Raw genomic sequence first — 18,788 nt, forward strand, 5'->3', positions numbered from 1 at the left:
TTTCAGGCCGATATTTCGCTGATGCCGACCTGTTGCAGTGCTGCCGCCAGGTTGTCGACCCGGTGCTGTTCGTTGTCTTTGAGTTGTTGCAGTTGCTGGCCCAGCGTCGGCGCGCCAAATACGCCGCGCAGGCCTTGAGAAACATCACCCGCCTTGAGTGACTGACTGCCGAACGCATTCAATGAATCGCGCTCGGCGGCACTGTCCTGATTGAACAGGCTCGCCAGTGTGCTGCTGCCGAACACGCCGCCGTCACCCCCGCCAAAACCGAGGAAGCCGTGACCGGATCCATCAGCGCCGCTGTCGCTGCTGCTGAACACTTGCGCGATGAAGCTCGGGCTGAGGGCTCCGTGATTCATGAAAATATCGCCCAGCGGACGGATGCCATTGCCGATCACCCGTTGCTCGAAAAGCGGCGCGAAGGTCAGCGGGGAGCCGAGGTCGCCGGTCGGCGCGGTGAAAATGATCGGTTGCAACGGCACGTTTGGCGGCGGTGGCGGCGCCACCGGATCGCTGCTGCGAATCAGTGGATCGGGAATCACCACACTGGTTGGCGTAGTGGGAGGAACGACCGCCGGCACGGTGTTGATCGCGTAATTGTTCGAGCTGCTGACACCGCTGCCGCTGTTGCCGGACAGATCACTGACCCCGGCGCTGTTGACGCTGATGGCATTGCTGGCGCTGTTGACGTTGGCATTCGGCGTCAGGGTCGCGGTCCAGGTTTTGCCGCCGTCGCTGCTGCTCAGGTTGGACAAGGTGCCATTGCCAACATTGATGTCCGCCAGATCAAAACCACTGACCGCCTCATTGAAAGTGATGGTTACCTGTGAGGTCTGGCCGAGACCGAGATTCGGATTGGCAATCACCACCGTCGCCGTGGGCCGTTCGCTGTCGAGTGCGTAGTTGTTCGACACCGCCACCGTGCTGCCGACGTTACCGGCCAGATCCGTGACGTTGCTGGTGTCCAGCGCGATGAAGTTGCTCGGATCGCTGACGTTGGCGGTCGGCGTGAAGGTCGCGGTCCAGGTCTTGCCGCCATCACTGCTGCTGAGGTTGCTCAGATCACCGTTGGTCACGCTCAGGTCGGATAAGTCGAAATTGCTCACCGCCTCGCTGAAAGTGAAGGTCACCGTGGTGGTCTGGCCGATGCCCAAGTGCGAATTGGCGACCACGATGTCCACCGTTGGCCGGGTCGCATCCAGCGCGTAATTGTTGGAAATGGCGATGCTGGCGCCAAGGTTGCCGGCCAGATCCTGCACGCCGGCGGTGTCGACGATGATCAGGTTGGTTGCATCGTTGACATTGGCGGTTGGCGTCAGCGTGGCGGTCCAGGTGACGCCGCCATCGCTGCTGGTCAGGTTCGCCAATGTGCCGTTGGCAACACTGATGTCCGACAGGTCAAAACCGCTGACTGCTTCACTGAACGTGATGGTCACTGTGGTGGTTTCACCGATGCCCAGGCGATTGTCGGCGACCACGATGGTTGCAGTCGGCAACGCCGTGTCGATGGCGAAATTGTTCGAATCGGTGGTGCCGACGCCACTGTTGCCAGAAGCGTTGGTCACCCCACTGTTGTCGAGGGTGATCAGGTTGCTGGTGTCGGTGATGTTGGCGGTCGGCGTCAGCGTAGCGGTCCAGGTAATGCCGCCGTCGCTGGAGGCCACATTGCTCAAGGTGCCGTTGGCGATGGTCAGGTCAGCGTTGCTGAAACCGCTGACCGCTTCACTGAAGGTGATGGTCACCGTCGAGCTTTCGCCGGCCTTGAGCGAGCTGTCCGCAACGACAATGGTCGCCGTCGGCACTTCGGTCTGTACCGCATAGTTCGCCGAGTTGGTGGTGCCGGTGCCGGCATTGCCCGCCAGATCGCTGATGCCAGCGTTATTCAGCACGATCAGGTTGGTAGCATCGCTGAGGCCAATGGTCGGGGTAAACGTGGCGGTCCAGGTGATGCCGCCGTCGCTCGAAGAGACGTTGCTCAGCGTGCCGTTGGCGACGCTCAGGTCGGAATTGTCGAAGCCCGTGACCGCCTCGCTGAAGGTAATTGTGACGAGCGCGGTTTCGCCCGGGCGCAAGTCGGTATCACTGATAACGATGGTGGCGGTAGGGCGCTGGCTGTCGATCACATAGTTGCCCGAGTCGGTGGTGCCGCTGCCGGTGTTGCCCGCCACGTCAGTAATGCCGGTGTTGTCCAGGGTGATGATGTTGCTGGTGTCCGTGATGCCCGCCGACGGCGTAAACGTCGCCGTGTAGGTGATGTTGTCCGACGTACTCAATCCGGAGAGCGTGCCGTTGGCCACGGTCAGATCGGCCAGAGTCAAACCGCTCACCGCCTCGCTGAAGGTGATGGTCACAGTGGTGGTCTGGCCGACGCCCAGTGCCGAGTCGGCGAGTGCAATGGTTGCCGTTGGGCGTTGGGTGTCGATGGCGTAGTTGTTGGAGTTGGTGGTGCCATTGCCCGCGTTGCCGGAGGCGTTTTGCACGCCGCTGTTGTCGAGGCTGATCAGGTTGGAGGCGTCGGTGATGTTGCTGGTTGGCGTGAACGTCGCCGTCCAGGTGATGCCGCCATCGCTGCTGCTCACCGCCGTCAGCGTACCGTTGGCAATCGTCAGGTCGGCATTGTTGAAACCGCTGACGGCTTCGCTGAAGGTGATGGTCACCGTCGTCGTCTCACCAATCGTCAGGCTGTTGTCAGCGACGACGATGGTCGCGGTCGGTGCCACGGTGTTGATGGTGAAGTTGCCCGAGTTGGTCGTGCCCGTGCCGGTGTTCCCGGCCAGGTCAGCGATCCCGGTGTTGGCCAGGGTGATGATATTGCTGGTGTCGTTGACCCCCACGGTCGGCGTGAACGTCGCTGTCCAGGTGATGCCGCCATCCGCGCTACTGACCGCCGTGAGCGTGCCGTTGGGCACGGCGAGGTCGGCGTTGCTGAAACCGCTGATCGCTTCGCTGAAGGTGATGGTCACCAGTGAGGTTTCGCCGGCGCTCAGGGCAGGATCGGCGATCACGATGGTCGCGGTCGGCCGCTGGGTGTCGATGCTGTAATTGTTCGAATCGGTGGTGCCGCTGCCAGCGTTACCGGCCAGGTCGGCAACACCGGTGTTGTCCAGCGTCACCAGGTTGGTGGCATCGGTGATGTTCGCACTCGGCGTAAACGTCGCCGTCCAGGTAATCCCGCCGTCCGCACTGCTGACCGCCGTCAGAGTGCCGTTGGCGATGGTCAGGTCGGCGTTGGTGAAACCGCTCACCGCTTCACTGAAGGTGATGGTCACCAGCGAGGTATCGCCGATTTTCAAAGTATTTTGCGCGAACACCACGGTGGCGGTCGGCCGCACGGTGTCGATCGCGTAATTGTTGGAATCGGTGGTGCCGACGCCGGTATTGCCCGCCAGATCGGTGACCCCGCTGTTATTCAGCGTGATGAGGTTGGTGGCGTCAGTGATGCTGCTGGTCGGCGTGAAAGTGGCCGTCCAGGTGATGCCGCCATCCGCGCTGCTGACTGCGCTCAACGTACCGTTGGCAATGCTCAGATCGGCGTTGGTGAAACCGCTGACCGCCTCACTGAAGGTGATGGTCACCAGAGAGGTTTCACCGATTTTCAGCGCGTTGTCGGCGACCACGATGGTCGCCGTCGGCCGCGCGGTGTCGATCGCGTAGTTGTTGGAGTTGGTGCTGCCAGTGCCGGCGTTGCCGGACAGGTCATTGACACCGGTATTGTCCAGAGTGATCAGGTTGGTGGTGTCGGTGACGCTCGTGGTTGGCGTCAGCGTGGCGGTCCAGGTGATGCCGCCGTCGCTGCTGCTCAGTCCGCTCAAGGTGCCGTTGGCCACCGTCAGGTCGGCGGCGGTGAAGCCGCTCACCGCTTCGCTGAAGGTGATGGTCACCACAGAGGTTTCGCCTGCCGCGAGATTGGTGTCGGCAACGACAATGGTCGCTGTCGGACGCACGGTGTCGATGGCGTAATTGGCTGAATCGGTGGTGCCGCTGCCGGCGTTGCCGGCCAGATCCGCCACCCCGGTGTTGTCCAGGGTAATCAGGTTGGTGGCATCGCTAATGCTCGCGTTCGGGGTGAACGTCGCTGTCCAGGTGATGCCGCCGTCGGCGCTGCTGACGTTGGTCAGCGTACCGTTGGCAATTGTCAGGTCGGCGTTGGTGAAACCGGATACCGCTTCGCTGAAGGTAATGGTCACCAGAGATGTATCGCCAATTTTCAGCGCGGTGTCGGCCATGACGATGGTCGCGGTCGGGCGCTGGGTATCGATCGCGTAATTGTTCGAGTTGGTGGTGCCAACACCGGCCACGCTGTCGGACACTGCCGCCACCCCGGTGTTGTCGAGGGTGATGAGGTTGGTGGTGTCGGTAATGTTGTTGGTCGGCGTGAAGGTCGCCGTCCAGGTAATTCCGCCGTCGGCGCTGGAAACACTGGTCAGCGTGCCGTTGGCAATGGTCAGGTCGGCGTTGGTGAAACCGCTGACCGCACGACTGAAGGTGATGGTCACCAGCGACGTTTCGCCGATTCTCAGCGCGGTATCGGCGACCACGACGGTGGCGGTGGGTGGTTCCACGTAAGCGGTGTTGAGCGTACCGCCGTTGTTGTAGATCCCCACCAGTGCGCTCGGCGTCGTGCCGGTCGAACCGCCGTTGGAAAGACCCCCGCCACCGCTGGCGGCGCCGTTGCCGCTGATCGCCGCGAAGTTACTCGCGGTGATCAGCACCACACCGCCGTTGTTCCAGATCGCTCCGACGCCGCGACCGCCGGCACCGCCATCGGCACCGTTGCTGCCGACCCCACCGCCACCACCACCGCCGCCGCCGGCAGCAATGTTGTTGCTGATGACCGAGGTGCCGATGACTTTCAGGGTGCCGCTCGAAGCGTTGTAGATACCGCCCGCCGCATTGCCGCCGACGCCGCCGACTTTGTCCCAGCCGGAACCACCGCCGCCGCCGCCAATCGACAGGCTGCCGTTGCTCGCCGAACCGCCATTGCCGCCATGACTGTAACCGGCACCGGCGCTGCCGCCATTGCCGCCCACGCCACCGGTGCTGGTGCCGCCTCGGCCGCCCATGTCGGTCGGGCTGTAACCACCGCCATAACCGCCGGCATTGGCACTGCCTGCGCCGCCGGCATAAGTGCCAGTGGCTGGGCCGGACGAACCACCATGGCCACCGGTCTGGCCACCGATACCCGCGCCACCGCCACCGCCACCGCCGACATAACCGCCGGTCACCCCCCCGCCGCCGCCACCGCCGGAAGCGGCGTTCGCGGTCACGGTGACGTTGTTCAGGGTAAGAGTGCCGGCGTTGAAAATGCCGCCGCCCATGGCGCCCGCCGCCGCCGAGCCGCCATTACCGCCGTTGCCCGCCACCAGACCTTTGGTGATCACCAGGCCGTCGAGAGTCACGGTGCTGCCGGAGGTGACTTCCACCACGCGGGTTTTGTACTGACCATCGAGGGTCACGTCGGCGACGCCGTCGTTGTTCAGGTCGCCATCGACGGTGATGTTCTTGTTGATCAGCAATTCCGACGTGAGCTGAACGGTCATGCCGGAACTGAACGTGACAATGTCGCCGTTCTGCGCCGAAGCCAGCGCCGCGCGCAGGGAGCCGACACCCGAGTTGAGGTTGTTGGTCGCCGTCCAGGTGGCCAGGCCCCACTGGTACTCGCTCATGGCTTTGCTCGACAGCACGTTGGCGCTTTCGATGGTGCCGGTGGCGATCTCCAGATCCCAGTCGCCGCCGACACCGGTGCGATTGTTCGAAGCGGCCACATCACGTCCGGTCAACTGCGCCAGCGAATCGACGAAACTCAAGCCACGATCACCTTCGGCGGTGTAGCAGCCGTAAATCAGGATGTCGCCGCCAGCATTCATGTCCTTGCCGATTTCCGCGAGGACCGCGCTGCGCTGGGCGACGTTGTCTGCCGAGAGATAACTGTTGCCCAGCCACAAGTCACCGGCGTTACCGTGGGCAATGATCTGCACCGAGCTGACGCCGTGATGTTGATCGAGAAAATCGGCGATCTGCTGCAAACCGTCCTTGGTCGCGTCGAGTTTTACTACCTGCGTGCCGGGAGCAATCCCTTGCAGCAGGCTGTCGGCATCCTTCACCCGCGAATCGACGAACACCACACTCTGACCGGGCACCGCGACCGGGCTGGCCGCCGGCGTGGCATCAGCCTGGCCGTGGGTGTCTTTACTCGCTACGGGATGATCGGCTGCCGGCGCCTTGGCCGCATCGGCAGCGGTGGGTGCATGGTTGTCGGCTTGCGCAGCGGTATCGGCCACGGTGGCGGCCACCGCGCCGTCGAACAGCATGCGCGGCTCCAGCGACATGATCATCGGCGAGGCCAGCGAACGCTGACCTGCGGTTGCCCGAGACCTGACTTTTGCACCGCCAAAAATGCTCCACCACATGTTGCTCACCCGAACTCGAACGAAGATACGTAAGGCATCAATGAAAAACGCCGCGATCAACTGATCGCGGCGTCGGATTTCATACGAATGACATTGGCGGCGCTGGCTGAGCCATCGAGCCAAAAGGACAAATCTGCGTATTGCTTGAACAGGTCGGGCGGCAGAATGGTGCGCCGTGACTGCAAGGCCACTTTCGGTTTGACCTTGTGCAGGCCAGCCAGGCCAAGGCCTTGGTCGAACGCCGGCGCGTCATAGGCCAGATGTTCGAAATCGTGCTCGAACCAGGGCTCACCGATAAATTCATAGACCAGCCGCAGCACGCGCTCCGGTGCCTGGGTCAACAAGTCGTAATCGATGATCAGCAGTGAGTCAGCGTGTTCGCCGTAATAGGCTTCCTTGAGCGCAGCCCAGGCAAAACCTACCAGGCGATTGCGCTGAGCCAGGGTTTCGCAGCGGCTGTACACCGTGTTGCGCTCGACGGCATCGCCAAACAGCTTGGTGTTTTCAAAGGGATTGGCGCGGTACAAGCGTTCAAGACTGTCCATGACCCAAGCGACGTTGCGTACGCAGGCGATGACTTTGGCTTGCGGAAACAGATCGTTGAGTGCCGGCAGACGCGAGCTCCACTGCCGATTGGTGTCGAACACCACCGGTTTGTCGGCCTTGTCGGCATAGTAGGAGTCGAACAGACCACGCAACAGGCGACGGCGCATGTCGGTGTCAATTACCGCGCCGTATTCACTGCCGGCGCTGCATTGCTCGAGGACACTGGCGAACAGCGATCCGACCGGGCTGGTCATGCCGGCGTGAAAGCGCGGGTTCTGCAAAAGAATCGCAGAAAGCAGGGTGGAGCCTGAGCGCGGCAAGCCGGAGATAAAGTGGAACTGCTGCAATCCCTTCACCCTGATCTAAAGTCCTTTTGTCCGACAAAGCGTAGTCCAACAACCCCCCTGCGACTAGTAGTGTTTTGATATCAATTCAGAGCAAAAAGAACTAACCAGTTAATTTTTTATCGCGGATTTAAAGGTGAAACGTTTTAGTCTGAACAGTCGCTATTCGGCTGCGGATTTCGGCGTGATCAAGCGCACTTGTGCCCCGCCCGCATGGACTTGCGCGCTGATCTGCCAAGTGGCGGGCAGCGCTGCAAACTCTGTCGGGTCATCCTGGGTGCCGACCAGCCATATCCGCGCGTTGCCAGAAACCTCGGCAAGGCTGTCGAGGTAGACATCGTCGCTGACCAGCGTACCGAAACCATATTGATTCGGCCGCGTCGAGCGGCCGTCTGCAGCCGGCGGCGTGTACAGCCGCACCTGTGCGTCGGTGCGATCGTAGTAGACGTAACTCAAGTACCAGAGCATGTCGCTGGTGATGATGCGATCTCCGGGCTGGAAATGCTGATTGACGTAGTTCACCACGCGATCGAACTGATCACTGCTGTCGACCGCGGCGTTGTTGTTCAGACCAACCATTTCCACCCCGAGCAATACCACCAGCACCGCCAACGCGAGGACCCGCACGCGGCTGTACAAACGGTCGATGGCCAGCGCCGCCAGCAGCGGCAAACCCAAGGCGTAGGCGGTCAGATAGCGCTCGATGAATACCGGCGTGATGAACGACACCGCAAACACCAGCAACAGCGGTAAGCCGGTGTACAACGCCAGCAGGACACTGCCGCGCGACACGCTGCGATCACGAATGACCGCCACCGCCGTCAGCAGCAGCAATGCCAGCGGCAACGCGCCGAACACCAGCAACGGCAGATGTTCGCCGTCATCCTGGATCAGCCATGTCCAGATCATCGACGGCAACGACGCCAGCGTCACCGGGTCTTCCCAGCCGACATCGCCACCGACCTTGAGTTGTTCCATGTGCTGCGTCAGATCGAGCAGGTTGGGCAGCCACGGCAGGTACAACGCCGCGATGGCCAGATTCGCCAGCCACCAGCCCGGGCGCTGGATATGCCGCAAGCGATAGCCGCGCTGGAACCGGATCACTCCCAGATAAACCCAGTGACACAGCGCCGCCAGCACCGCGAAGTAATGGGTATAGAACGCCGCCGTCATCAACAGCGCATAAACCACCAGATAGCGATGACGCTGCGGCCGGCGGATCCAGTAGACCAACGCCAGCGTCGCGGCGATCAACAACAGGCCGAGCAGCGAATACATGCGCACTTCCTGGCTGTAGCGCACCGCCGTCGGCAACAGCGCCAGCAGCAGGCCGGCGAGGATCGCAGCGCGGCGCGTGGCCAAGCGATCCACCAGCCAGACGCCCATTCCGACTGCGGCGAGGCCGGCCAGAGCGCTAAGACAGCGAATGGCAAAAATCCCGTCGCCGAACAGTTCGATCCAGCCATGCAGCAGCATGAAGTACAGCGGCGGATGCACATCGAACGCCGCGTGGCGCCAGATATCGCCCAGCGAGTAGCGCGCCAGTAGCAGGCTGGAACCTTCGTCGCCCCAGATCGCCGCCGCAGTCAGGTCGTAAAAACGCACAGCGGCGGCCAAGAGCAGGATCGGCAGCAGCCAGTGCTCCCTCGCCCAACGGATCAAGGGCAAGCGGACAAACCACGAACCCGGCGTCGCATGCGGATCCTGTGTGTCGCCCACCGGTGTCACTCTGTTGACCTCCATCGCTTCCTCTTGCCGTGCCACGACACCACGCCTGTATGAGCCCGAACCTGCCAGTCACTCTAGGTCAGGCGCAGGAGACCCGTCGATGCCGATTTGCGACTTCACGACACCCGGCAACCTTGCCAATCCGCGTCTACGCTCTGGCGTGGCGTGACCTGGCCACGGAGTGCCAAGGCAATAGCACCAGCCTGATCCCACTAGCGGCCCGCCGACAACCAATCAGAAGGATAAGGACTTTATGGACGTTTACATGGGCACTGTTCTGACGTTTGCCTTCAACTACGCGCCCAGCGGCTGGGCCTTGTGCAACGGTCAGATCATCGGCATCAACCAGAACCAGGCGTTGTTTGCATTGCTGGGCACCACCTACGGCGGCAACGGTACCGTCAACTTCGGCCTGCCCAACCTGCAGAGCCGCATGCCGATCTGCCAAGGCAATGGCGGGGGCCTGACGCCGAGAGTCATGGGCGAAATCTCCGGCGCCGAACAAGTCACCGCCACCCTCAACAACCTGCCGAACCACACTCACACCCTCGCCGGCCTCACCGCCACCACCACCGTGCAACTGGCCAACCCGGCCAGCAACCCGGTGGGCGCTCCGACGGCGACCAATGCCTACATCGGCGCTTCGGGGACCGGGCCGGGTCTGGCGAATATCTTTTCCGATGCCCAGGGCACCTCAGCCATTCCTCTCAAAGGTGCTGCGACCACTATCAGCGGCACAATCTCGCCAACTGGCAACGGCTTACCGCTGCCCATCATGAACCCGTATCTGGTGATGAACTTCAGCATCGCGCTGAACGGTATTTTCCCTTCGCGTAACTGATCGACCACCGGGGGATCACCCTCCCCCGGCTCCCCTCTTTGCCGGAGCGAGACCATGCTGCAATCGGTTAAAAGCCAACATTTCCAGGCCCTTCTCGGGCGGATCGGCACCCTGTATCTGCCCGATGGCAGCGCATTGCAAATCCATATCGGCGAACTCGCAGAGAAACCGCTGGCGCAAATGCGTTACAGCGAGCGCATGCCATTCAGCGTCGAACTGAGCAGCCTGGAAGCGACTGAATTCGTCGATGGTTTATGTACACTGGAGTTGCCTGAACTGGGGCGAGTGGACGGCATCTTCGTGTCGCGCGTACCACCGATGGGGCGGCCGCCAGAGCTGGCTTACTTCCACATCACCTTCAACTGACCCGAACCCAAGGAGCAGCCTTCGGCGGCTCCTGCACGGAGATTACTGGGGATACCAGACCAGTCGCTCCGCCGCCGGGTTGCTTTCTTCAACCGCAAACCCGAGCGCGAGGTAATGCCGTCGCGCATGGGGATTGCTGGTCCAGACCACCGTCGCCACCGGGCAGCGAATCTGCTGCGCGGCTTTCTGCACGCCTTGCAGCACCGCCCGCCCAAAACCCTGGCCACGCGCCTGCGGAATGAACGCCAGGTACAACACGCGAATCTCGTTGGCGCCGAAATCAGTACTCAACGCGCCAATCGCCGTGCCGAGTTTTTCTACCACGTAGTGCATGGCGTTGGGGTAGTTGTCGGCCATGCCCTGCTCCTGCACCTGAAACTGCTGCGCGACCAGTTGCTGCACCTGTTCCTGCTCGCCGTCGACCCATTGCAGGTCCGGCCGCGCCGTCTGATACAGGCCCTGCAAAAATGGCGCGTCGGTTGCCCGCGAAGGTCGCACCACCAATCCGTCTGCCGCCACTGCTGCGTTGTCCGCCATCGTGCTCTCCGTTAGAAACCGCTTTCCCTGACCCCCAGCGCCGCCATTCGGCGCCAGGCTACGCCGAGCAACGATTCACCGCTACCCTGCAAAATCACAACACCGCGCAACGGTTGCGGCGGTGTCGGCGCGGTATCGAGCACGCTGAGCCGTGCGCCGTATTGCGCCTGCACCGGTTCGGCCCGCTGCTGTTGATCGCGGCGCACGGCAATCGGCCCGTGGTGATCGGAGGTCAGCGCCTCCTGATCGACGTAGGCCACGCCATTGGTGTCGATTTCATTCAATTGCACGGCGAGCGCCGGGTGCATCGGGTCATCGGCGATGAAGCGGCCACTGGCCCCGGGCTTGACTCGCCACAATTCGGCTTCGGCGAGATAACCGCGCAGGCGCGCGCCGTCTTCGACGACCCGTGCCAGTGCATCCTTGCTCGACAACCAGCGCCCGACCGTCATGTTCGGCAGCAGATCACGCACGCTGCCGGCCTGCGGTGCGCGCAGCAGCAAGCGTTCGCGTTGCGCCGTCAGCCCGCGGTATTCGGCGACCGCTTCGGCCAATCGCTGCTCGACAATGCCAGCGTCGGCGGCGGTTTCGCTGCGACTGGCCTGACGACGCATCAACAGCTGCTGGATCTGGATTTCCCGGCGCACGATCGCCAGCCGCGATTCTAGATCCGGTGACTCCAGTTCGATCAGCACATCGCCCTGCGCGACTTTCTGCCCGTCCGTCACCTTCACCGCTTTGACCCGCGCCGCCGTCGGCGCGTGCAGGGCACTGGCGCGCCCGGCCTCGAGCATGGTCGGCAACTCCACCGAACTGCGCCACGGCACGATCAGCACCAGCAACAATCCGAGCAGCGCCAACCCACTGAGCAGCACGCGCGGGCCGTGCGCCTGTTCGCGGCGGCTCCACCACTGGCGCCACTCACGCATGATCGGCAGAAAAATGAACCACACCAGTTCCACCAGCATCAGGAAGATCCCCAACACCTTGAAAAACAGGTGATAGACCGCCAGTGCGATCCCGAAAAACAACGCCGCACGCCACAACCATGAGCCATACCCCCAGATCAGCAAACGCCGTTGCATCTTCGGCGACCAAGGCTCCGGCGCCGGGGCGCCATAACCGAACAAAAACTCGCGCAGACGCCAACGGCACAGGGCAAATGCGCGCCCCTGCAAGTTGTCGACTTCCCAGAAATCACTGATCAGAAAATAACCATCAAAACGCATGAACGGATTGAGGTTGACCACCAGCGTGGTGATCCACGTGGCGCTGGCGAGCATGAACGCCGCTGTGCGCCCCGGTCCATCCGGCAGCAACGACCATGCGAGTAGCGCAATACACGCCAACAGCAATTCCGCGAGCACACCGCCGGCACCGATCAGCAATCGCGCACGGCGATCATTGACCCGCCAGGCGTCGCTGACATCGGTGTAGAACATCGGCAGCAAGACCATGAACGCCACGCCCATGCTCTGCACTCGACACCCGGCGCGCTTGGCCATGAACGCATGGCCGAATTCGTGACAGAGCTTGGCAAAGAACAACGCCACGCCAAACGCCAATGCGCCGCCGAGGCTGAACAGGTGTGGAAACGTGCCGATAAAACGCTGCCAGTCGCGCGCCACCAGAAACACACCCAACGCCAGCGTCGCCGGTAAACCGTAACGCAGCAGGCGCGGGCCGAAGCGCGCAAGCCACGGCCACGCGCGATTGAGAAACGCGTCCGGGCGCCACAGCGGAATACGGAAAAACAGATATTGATGCAGGAGGATTTGCCACAGGCTTTGCTTCTGCGCCAAGGCCTTGAGGCGGTAGCTGGCGCGCTGTTGATCGTCGAGCGCACTGATCAAATCGTGTCCGCGCAAGAACTCCAGCAACTGCTCAAGCTCGGTGCCGGCCAACGGTAAACCCGGCTCGCGATTGGCCGCGCGCAAGACTTGCTCGGCGTCGCCCAACGACCAATGGCGCAACAAGCGCATCGCCGCCGTGCCCAGTTTGAAATAACGCCCGCGCACCGGATCGGCGAGGGTCCAGCGCGGCGAACCGTCCAAGGCCGGCGCCGCGGGCGACAGTTGCAGGTCGGCACGCAGGCTCGGCAGATTCATCTACAGACCCACACTCTGGCGCAAACCGGCCAGTGGCCGGCGCAGCAAGTACAGCGCCAGCGGCGCGCGGTCGCCGAAGATTTTCGCCGTGCCGCGCAGGCCGATGCGTGGCGGTGCCTCGGTAAAATTGGCGTCGAGCCGATAGGCCAGTTGCCCGCCCGCCGTCGGCTGCGCCTCGTACGCCGAGCGTTCCAGTGTGGCGAGATGGCGCTTCAGCGGATCGCTGTCGAGAAACAACGCCACTTCGGCACCAGGCTCCAACGAGATCGCGTCGCCCACCGCCAGTTCGATACGTAGTTCGGCCTGATTGGGGTCGGCAATTTCCATCAGGCGTTCGCCAGTCTGCACCGGTTTGCCGGTCAAGCGCTCGGCGTCGGCGAACACCGCGATGCCATCACGTTCGGCACGCACTTCGCTGCGCTTGAGCAGCTCACGGGCGTAGTCACGTTCGGCGCGCTTCTGCTCAACCCGAGCGGCGAGCAAGTCGACTTTTGCGCTCGACTCGGCATCAGCAAACGAGCGCTGGGAATTGGATTTCAGTTCAGCTTCGGCCACACCCAGCGCACGCTCAGCGACGTCGGCCTGCGCCTTGAGCGTGGTGCTTTCGAAACGCACCAGCACATCGCCGTTTTTTACAGTTTGATTGGGTTTGACCAGAAACTCGGCGATTACTCCGTCCAGCGGCGCCGCCACCACGCGGCCACCCAGCGGTACCACTTCGGCCGGGGCCAGCACCGATTGACGCACCGGAAGCAACAGCCCGAGCAACAGCACCGCGAGCAACGCCACCTGACGCTTGCGGGTCCAGCGCAGCCGCCACGGTTTGCGCGGTTGCAGCGCCAGCCAGGCGTGGCTGTAGGTGTCACCGAGTTGCGACAGCAAGACTTGTTCGGAAGGATTCCACGGCACATCGCGCGCCAGCCACAAGCCGCCGAACACCTGCGCGTCGCGATCCACCAGCGGTAACCAGAACACCTGCGCAGCGGACAGACTGCGCCAGTCGGCCTGGATCGATTCGCTGAGCAGTTCCGGCGCGATCACCCGCGCTTGCTTCAGCACATCCTGCTTGAACAACTGCGCCACGGCCTGCTCGACGAACGCCACGAACGGCGCATTCGGCTCAACCGCACTGACGCCCGTCACGGCTTGTACCTTGCCGGCGATCAATAACGCGGCATGGCGAAAGCCAAACAACGACTGGCCGTCATTGACCAGGCTGTAGGCCAGTTGCGCGGCATCACGGGCAGCGCGAGTCTGCCGTTCAAGGTCGAGAAACCGTGCGAACACCTGTTCAGCGCCGCCGCTCACCGGGGCGTTCACTTAAGCTCCGGGAAACGCGCGGTGCCGCTCATGCCGGCGAGCAAACCTTTGGCTTCGGGAAGTGTTGCGACCAGCAACAGGGTCTGACTGCCCTCATCGATTCGCGCGCCGAGGCGTTTGACCGTGGCGTCGATGGCCTGGCCGGTTTCATCGGGAACGAAGCTGAAGGTCTGGCCGGGCTTGAGTCTGGCCATCCAGCGCGACGGCACCAGCAAATGAATCTCGAGGGTACGGTTATCGACGACATCGAGCAGCGGTGCACCGGCCGGCACGCTTTCATAGCGCTGCACCTTGCGCTCAACCACTTGCCCGTCGAACGGCGCGACGACGCTGCAGCGCTTGACCTGCACTTGATACACCTGGGATTGCGCCTGGGTTTCGCTGACCTTGGCCTCGGCCCGCGCCACTTCGAAACGCCCGACAGAGTTGAGTGCAGCCAACTGTTTGTTGTGCGCCAGCTCTTCACCGGCACCCCGGCTGGCCGCTTGTGCGGCATTGAGCTGTGCTTGATAAGCAGAGCAATCGAACTTCGCCAGCGTATCGCCCTTCTTGAACGACTCGCCCTCACTGAACGGCAGTTCGACAATCCGCCCGGAAAGCTCACTGGCCAGCGTCGCCTGATCGCGCGCCCGCAACACCCCCCGCGCCTCACTGCTCGCGGTGGCCGCCGCCGTCCCCGGATTATCCAGCAGCGGATCGTCTGGCCCGGGCGTTTGCGCCTGAACTGCACACGTAACTAAGGTCAATCCGATAACCCAACCGCGAAAACGCTGCATAACCGCTACTCCCTGACGGATGTGCGGAGTCTACGACAGCGGGGGTTAGCGTCAAGCGAAAGGCCATCACTCTTCGGAAATGTAATGTTTCAAAAGAGAAAGCCGCTCAATGACCGTTTAAGAGATGTAGGCAAATTCCGGCGTCCTACACGAGTTGGGGATACTGCTGATTGCTCACTGCGAAAACGGCGATAGACAGGCTACCTATGCAAATAGGCGCGGAGCGAATTTACCTCTCTCTGCAACAACCTCTAATACACAAGCCCTTAAATGGCTTGACCATGGCGGATACCAGCAACCAAAACTGACAAGCCGGTGCTGGAGCTAAACCAGCGAAGTGAGCGTGCAATTATTTGGTGGTTGACCTGCATGACGCGCTCAATCTAGGATTGCCTTACTCAACCCCGTACGTAGCGATTCAGTTCGCTGGCAGTTGGGGTGAAGAAACCGGCCTAGGCCGGTTTTTTCGTTTCTGAGGAATAATTTGTGCGTACTGCTTTCTTTGTTGATGGCTACAACTTGTTCTATGGGCTGCTCGCGGGCCCCCCCTATAAATGGCTCAATCTCGAAGGTTTGCTGATTCATGTCGCACACATCGAAAACCCGCAGAACGCCGTTGTCTCGATTGACTATTTCACCTCATCAATAAAACCAGAACTCGCGACGCTGGGCCGAATTTCAAAAGAGGCCCAAGACACTTACATAAGGGCACTGCGCACGACCAATGTCAGAGTGCATTTTGGTCGGCATCATCTTGAGCAGGCTAAAGCGCCTCGATTCATCGACAAAAACACCAAGGCCTCACGTCAGGACAAGGTCGACATCTGGAAGCTTGAAGAAAAGGAAACCGACGTTCATATCGCGATCAGCATGTATCGCACTGCCTGCCAGCAGGCAATGTTCGCAACGCAAGATCGCGTCGAACAACTCGTACTGGTTTCGAGTGACACTGATATCACCCCCGCATTGAGAGCAATACGTGCGGACTTTCCTCACCTAACCATCGGCGTCATTCTTCCTCACAGGGCAGGTTTGAATCGGCCCACCCCGGGTTCTCTGAAAGATCACTCTCACTGGCTGCGCCGCGTGATCACAGAGGAAGAATTGCTCATTAATCAGTTTCCAGGCCGAGTAGCCACGCACAAAAAACCAGCGTTCAAACCGGATTATTGGTAGGTACTTCTGCCGGATACACCGACTCCCATCCCCCACCCAACGCCTTGTACAAACCCACCATCGCCAACGAAACACCGGTCGAACTCTCAACCCACTGCTCCTGCGTCGCCAGCAGCGCGCTTTGCACGGTGAGGACGTTGACGAAATCGACCACGCCTTCGACGTATTGCTGTTGCGCGGTGCGCAGGGCGATCTGGTTCTGGCGGACGGCTTCGGCGAGGCTGTCACGGCGGCGTTGACTGGCGTTGTAGGCGGTCAGTTGATCATCGATTTCGTGCCATGCGCGCAGTACGGTTTGCTGGTAGGCGACGGCCGCTTCCTGCTGCTGGGCTTCGCGCAGTTGCAGCATGCCGCGCAGGCGTCCGCCGTCGAACAGCGGCAGGCTGAATTGCGGGCCGATGCCGAACGCGCGTGAGCCCCACGAGCCAAAGTCGCTGAGTTGCATGGCTTGCGAGCCGAGGTTGCCGGACAAGGTGATACGCGGATAGAAATCACCCTTGGCCACGCCGATATTGGCAGTGGCGGCGTGCAGACGCGCTTCGGCCTGGCGGATGTCCGGGCGGCGTTCGGCCAGTTGTGACGGCAGGCCGATGGCGACTTGCAGCGGCGACTGCGGTACGGCGGCGTCTGTAGATAACTCCTTGGCCAATGCCTGTGGCGGTTCGCCCATCAACAGGCTGATCGCATTGATCAGTTGCGATTGGCGCTGTTCCAGCGCGGGCAGGCGCGACTCGATCGCGGCGACTTGCGCGGCGGCTTCGGCAACGTCGAGGTCAGTCGCCACGCCGTCGGCCAGGCGCAGTTGCGAGAGTTTCAGGCTGTGCCGGGCGACGTCGAGGTTCCGCTCGGTGACGGCGCGGGTGTTTTGCACGCCGCGCAGTTGAATGTAGTTTTGTGCGGTGTCGGCAAGCACCGCCAGCAACACCCCACGACGGTCGTTTTCGGCGACTTCGAGGTTGGCGTCGGCGGCTTCGGTTTCGCGGCGCACGCGACCCCAGAAATCCAGTTCCCACGATGCGGAAAAACCGGCGTCCCACAGGTTGAAAGCGGAATCGCCGTTGTGTCCGGACGGATCGTTCAGGCCTTTGCCGCTGTTGCGTTCGCGCGCGTAACTGCCACTGGCGGCGGTGTTCGGATAACGATCAGCGGTGATCACCTGGCGAGCGGCGCGGCTTTGTTGCAGACGGCTGCTGGCCAGTTGCAGGTCGAGGTTGCTCTGCACCGCACGTTGAGTGAGCGCGGAGAGTTGCGGGTCGTGGAAGACTTCCCACCAGCGTTCGTTCAGGGGTTCGCTGATGGCTTGGCTGGGGGCGGAATTGGCAGGTTTGGCCCAGTCGGCGATTTGTGTGGCTTCGGGTTTCTGGAAATCAGGGCCTACGGTGCAGGCGCTGAGGCTTACTGCAAGCAAGATACTTAAAGTGAGTGGCTGCCACTGGCCTCTTCGCGAGCAAGCTCGCTCCCACAGGGGGGCTGCGGTGTTGCCGAGGTCCAATGTGGGAGCGAGCCTGCTCGCGAAGGCGTCGGTTCGATCAACACGGCTCATCGCTGAGTCACCTCACGCACCGACGTCGCCGAGCTTCTGGTATCAATGCTCGCCTCCACCGACATGCCCACCCGCAACCGTTCGGCCAACGGCTGCCCCGGTTCCAGCATGATCTTCACCGGAATCCGCTGCACCACCTTGGTAAAGTTGCCGGTGGCGTTGTCCGGTTTCACCGCCGCAAAGGTCACGCCCGTCGCCGGGGCGATACTCTCGACACGACCGGTCAGCGCTTCACCACCCAGGCTGTCGACGCGTACTTGCACCTCTTGCCCTGGCTGCACGTCAGTCAGTTGCGTCTCCTGAAAGTTCGCCACGACATATGCCTGCTTCAAAGGAACCACCGCCAGCAGCTTGCTGCCCGGCGTCACATAGGCACCAACACGCACCGCACGCTCGCCGATCATGCCGTCCTGCGGTGCAGTGATACGCGTGTAAGAGAGTTCAAAACTGGCGATTTCCAGCGCCGCTTGTGCGTGCTTCAAACTGCCTTCGGCGGCATCCCGCTGAGCCGTGAGAATGTCGACCTGCTTGCGCTCTGCCGCCAGTTTCGCCGTGGCGGTGTCGAGATGCGCCGTGGCTTGATCGATGCGAGTACGCGCCTGTTGCGCGTTCTGCACCGTACCGGCACCAACGCCGGCCAAATGGTTGTAGCGATTCAACTCCTGCTGGGCGAAAGCCATTTCAGCTTTGGCCGACACCACCGAGGCCTGCGCCTGGGCGATCACCGAAGTCTGGCGTTCCAGCGTCGCTTTGGCGTTCTGCAATTGCGCCCGCGCGACCAGGGTCTGCGCGTCCGCCGCTTCGGCTGACGCGCGCAAATCGCGATCATCAATCAGCGCCAGCAATTGCCCGGCCTTCACTTGCTGGTTGTCTTCCACCAGCACTTCCTTGATGAAACCGGCCACACGCGGCACCACCAGGGTGTAGTCGGCAGAGACAAAGGCGTCGTTGGTGTTTTGCTGGGTGCGTTTGCCAAACACGCCGGGCAGCGCCAGATACACCAGCACGCCGACGGCCAGCGCGGCCGCGATGGCCACCGCGAGTTTTTGCTTTGCTTGAGTCGTCATAAAAACCTTCATTGTTCAGTGCAGCA

General features: G+C 61.9%; 12 protein-coding genes. 3 read left to right on the forward strand and 9 right to left on the reverse strand.

Annotation, left to right across the window (positions count from 1 at the left end; all coding sequences use genetic code 11):
* Positions 1–2 precede the first annotated feature (2 nt).
* The 3 genes from AC1DVF_RS09030 to AC1DVF_RS09040 form a co-directional block, all read right to left on the reverse strand.
* The gene (locus AC1DVF_RS09030) at positions 3–6,410 is read right to left on the reverse strand and encodes an Ig-like domain-containing protein (RefSeq protein WP_477782345.1); all 6,408 of its coding nucleotides are present in this window, start codon (positions 6,408–6,410) and stop codon (positions 3–5) included.
* A 56-nt stretch (positions 6,411–6,466) separates the two neighbouring features.
* Positions 6,467–7,312, reverse strand: a complete 846-nt coding sequence (locus AC1DVF_RS09035; protein WP_093440257.1) for a sulfotransferase family protein — start codon at positions 7,310–7,312, stop codon at positions 6,467–6,469.
* 150 nt (positions 7,313–7,462) lie between these two features.
* Positions 7,463–9,043, reverse strand: a complete 1,581-nt coding sequence (locus AC1DVF_RS09040; RefSeq protein WP_477782346.1) for a glycosyltransferase family 39 protein — start codon at positions 9,041–9,043, stop codon at positions 7,463–7,465.
* Between the two features lie 238 nt (positions 9,044–9,281).
* Between AC1DVF_RS09040 and AC1DVF_RS09045 the strand changes: the two genes are divergently transcribed.
* Both AC1DVF_RS09045 and AC1DVF_RS09050 read left to right on the forward strand, forming a co-directional pair.
* Positions 9,282–9,869, forward strand: a complete 588-nt coding sequence (locus AC1DVF_RS09045) for a phage tail protein (RefSeq protein WP_460089428.1) — start codon at positions 9,282–9,284, stop codon at positions 9,867–9,869.
* A gap of 54 nt (positions 9,870–9,923) precedes the next feature.
* Entirely contained in the window at positions 9,924–10,235 is a 312-nt protein-coding gene (locus tag AC1DVF_RS09050; RefSeq protein ID WP_093440242.1) for a DUF6916 family protein, read from the forward strand.
* Between the two features lie 42 nt (positions 10,236–10,277).
* Here AC1DVF_RS09050 and AC1DVF_RS09055 read toward each other — a convergent pair whose 3' ends face one another.
* The 4 genes from AC1DVF_RS09055 to AC1DVF_RS09070 are packed head-to-tail and all read right to left on the reverse strand — an operon-like array spanning position 10,278 to position 14,976.
* The gene (locus tag AC1DVF_RS09055) at positions 10,278–10,772 is read right to left on the reverse strand and encodes a GNAT family N-acetyltransferase (protein ID WP_186620848.1); all 495 of its coding nucleotides are present in this window, start codon (positions 10,770–10,772) and stop codon (positions 10,278–10,280) included.
* Positions 10,773–10,783: 11 nt separating this feature from the next.
* Entirely contained in the window at positions 10,784–12,880 is a 2,097-nt protein-coding gene (locus AC1DVF_RS09060; RefSeq protein WP_477782347.1) for an efflux RND transporter periplasmic adaptor subunit, read from the reverse strand.
* Positions 12,881–14,200: an efflux RND transporter periplasmic adaptor subunit gene (locus tag AC1DVF_RS09065; protein WP_186620852.1), complete on the reverse strand. Its 1,320-nt coding sequence runs from the start codon at positions 14,198–14,200 to the stop codon at positions 12,881–12,883.
* Positions 14,197–14,976 (reverse strand): efflux RND transporter periplasmic adaptor subunit, encoded by a 780-nt coding sequence (locus AC1DVF_RS09070; RefSeq protein ID WP_099757661.1) that lies wholly within the window; start codon positions 14,974–14,976, stop codon positions 14,197–14,199. Before AC1DVF_RS09070 ends, AC1DVF_RS09065 begins: the two co-directional genes overlap by 4 nt.
* A gap of 486 nt (positions 14,977–15,462) precedes the next feature.
* On the opposite strand from AC1DVF_RS09070, the gene AC1DVF_RS09075 reads away from it, so the two are divergent.
* Positions 15,463–16,152: an NYN domain-containing protein gene (locus tag AC1DVF_RS09075; RefSeq protein ID WP_257356716.1), complete on the forward strand. Its 690-nt coding sequence runs from the start codon at positions 15,463–15,465 to the stop codon at positions 16,150–16,152.
* Here the strand turns inward: AC1DVF_RS09075 and AC1DVF_RS09080 are convergent.
* Entirely contained in the window at positions 16,133–17,695 is a 1,563-nt protein-coding gene (locus AC1DVF_RS09080; protein ID WP_460089422.1) for an efflux transporter outer membrane subunit, read from the reverse strand. The genes AC1DVF_RS09075 and AC1DVF_RS09080 overlap by 20 nt on opposite strands.
* Positions 17,692–18,762, reverse strand: coding sequence for an HlyD family secretion protein (locus AC1DVF_RS09085; protein ID WP_093440215.1), 1,071 nt, complete (start codon positions 18,760–18,762; stop codon positions 17,692–17,694). Before AC1DVF_RS09085 ends, AC1DVF_RS09080 begins: the two co-directional genes overlap by 4 nt.
* Between the last annotated feature and the right edge of the window lie 26 nt (positions 18,763–18,788).

This window comes from Pseudomonas sp. P4_D7 (assembly GCF_056401755.1).

What these genes read in the sequence shown, in the direction of transcription:
- AC1DVF_RS09030 (WP_477782345.1), bottom strand. Translation starts at nt 6,410, where the DNA reads ATGTGGTGGAGCATTTTTGGCGGTGCAAAAGTCAGGTCTCGGGCAACC.
- AC1DVF_RS09040 (WP_477782346.1), bottom strand. Translation starts at nt 9,043, where the DNA reads ATGGAGGTCAACAGAGTGACACCGGTGGGCGACACACAGGATCCGCAT.
- AC1DVF_RS09070 (WP_099757661.1), bottom strand. Translation starts at nt 14,976, where the DNA reads ATGCAGCGTTTTCGCGGTTGGGTTATCGGATTGACCTTAGTTACGTGT.
- AC1DVF_RS09055 (WP_186620848.1), bottom strand. Translation starts at nt 10,772, where the DNA reads ATGGCGGACAACGCAGCAGTGGCGGCAGACGGATTGGTGGTGCGACCT.
- AC1DVF_RS09060 (WP_477782347.1), bottom strand. Translation starts at nt 12,880, where the DNA reads ATGAATCTGCCGAGCCTGCGTGCCGACCTGCAACTGTCGCCCGCGGCG.
- AC1DVF_RS09045 (WP_460089428.1), top strand. Translation starts at nt 9,282, where the DNA reads ATGGACGTTTACATGGGCACTGTTCTGACGTTTGCCTTCAACTACGCG.
- AC1DVF_RS09080 (WP_460089422.1), bottom strand. Translation starts at nt 17,695, where the DNA reads ATGAGCCGTGTTGATCGAACCGACGCCTTCGCGAGCAGGCTCGCTCCC.
- AC1DVF_RS09085 (WP_093440215.1), bottom strand. Translation starts at nt 18,762, where the DNA reads ATGACGACTCAAGCAAAGCAAAAACTCGCGGTGGCCATCGCGGCCGCG.
- AC1DVF_RS09050 (WP_093440242.1), top strand. Translation starts at nt 9,924, where the DNA reads ATGCTGCAATCGGTTAAAAGCCAACATTTCCAGGCCCTTCTCGGGCGG.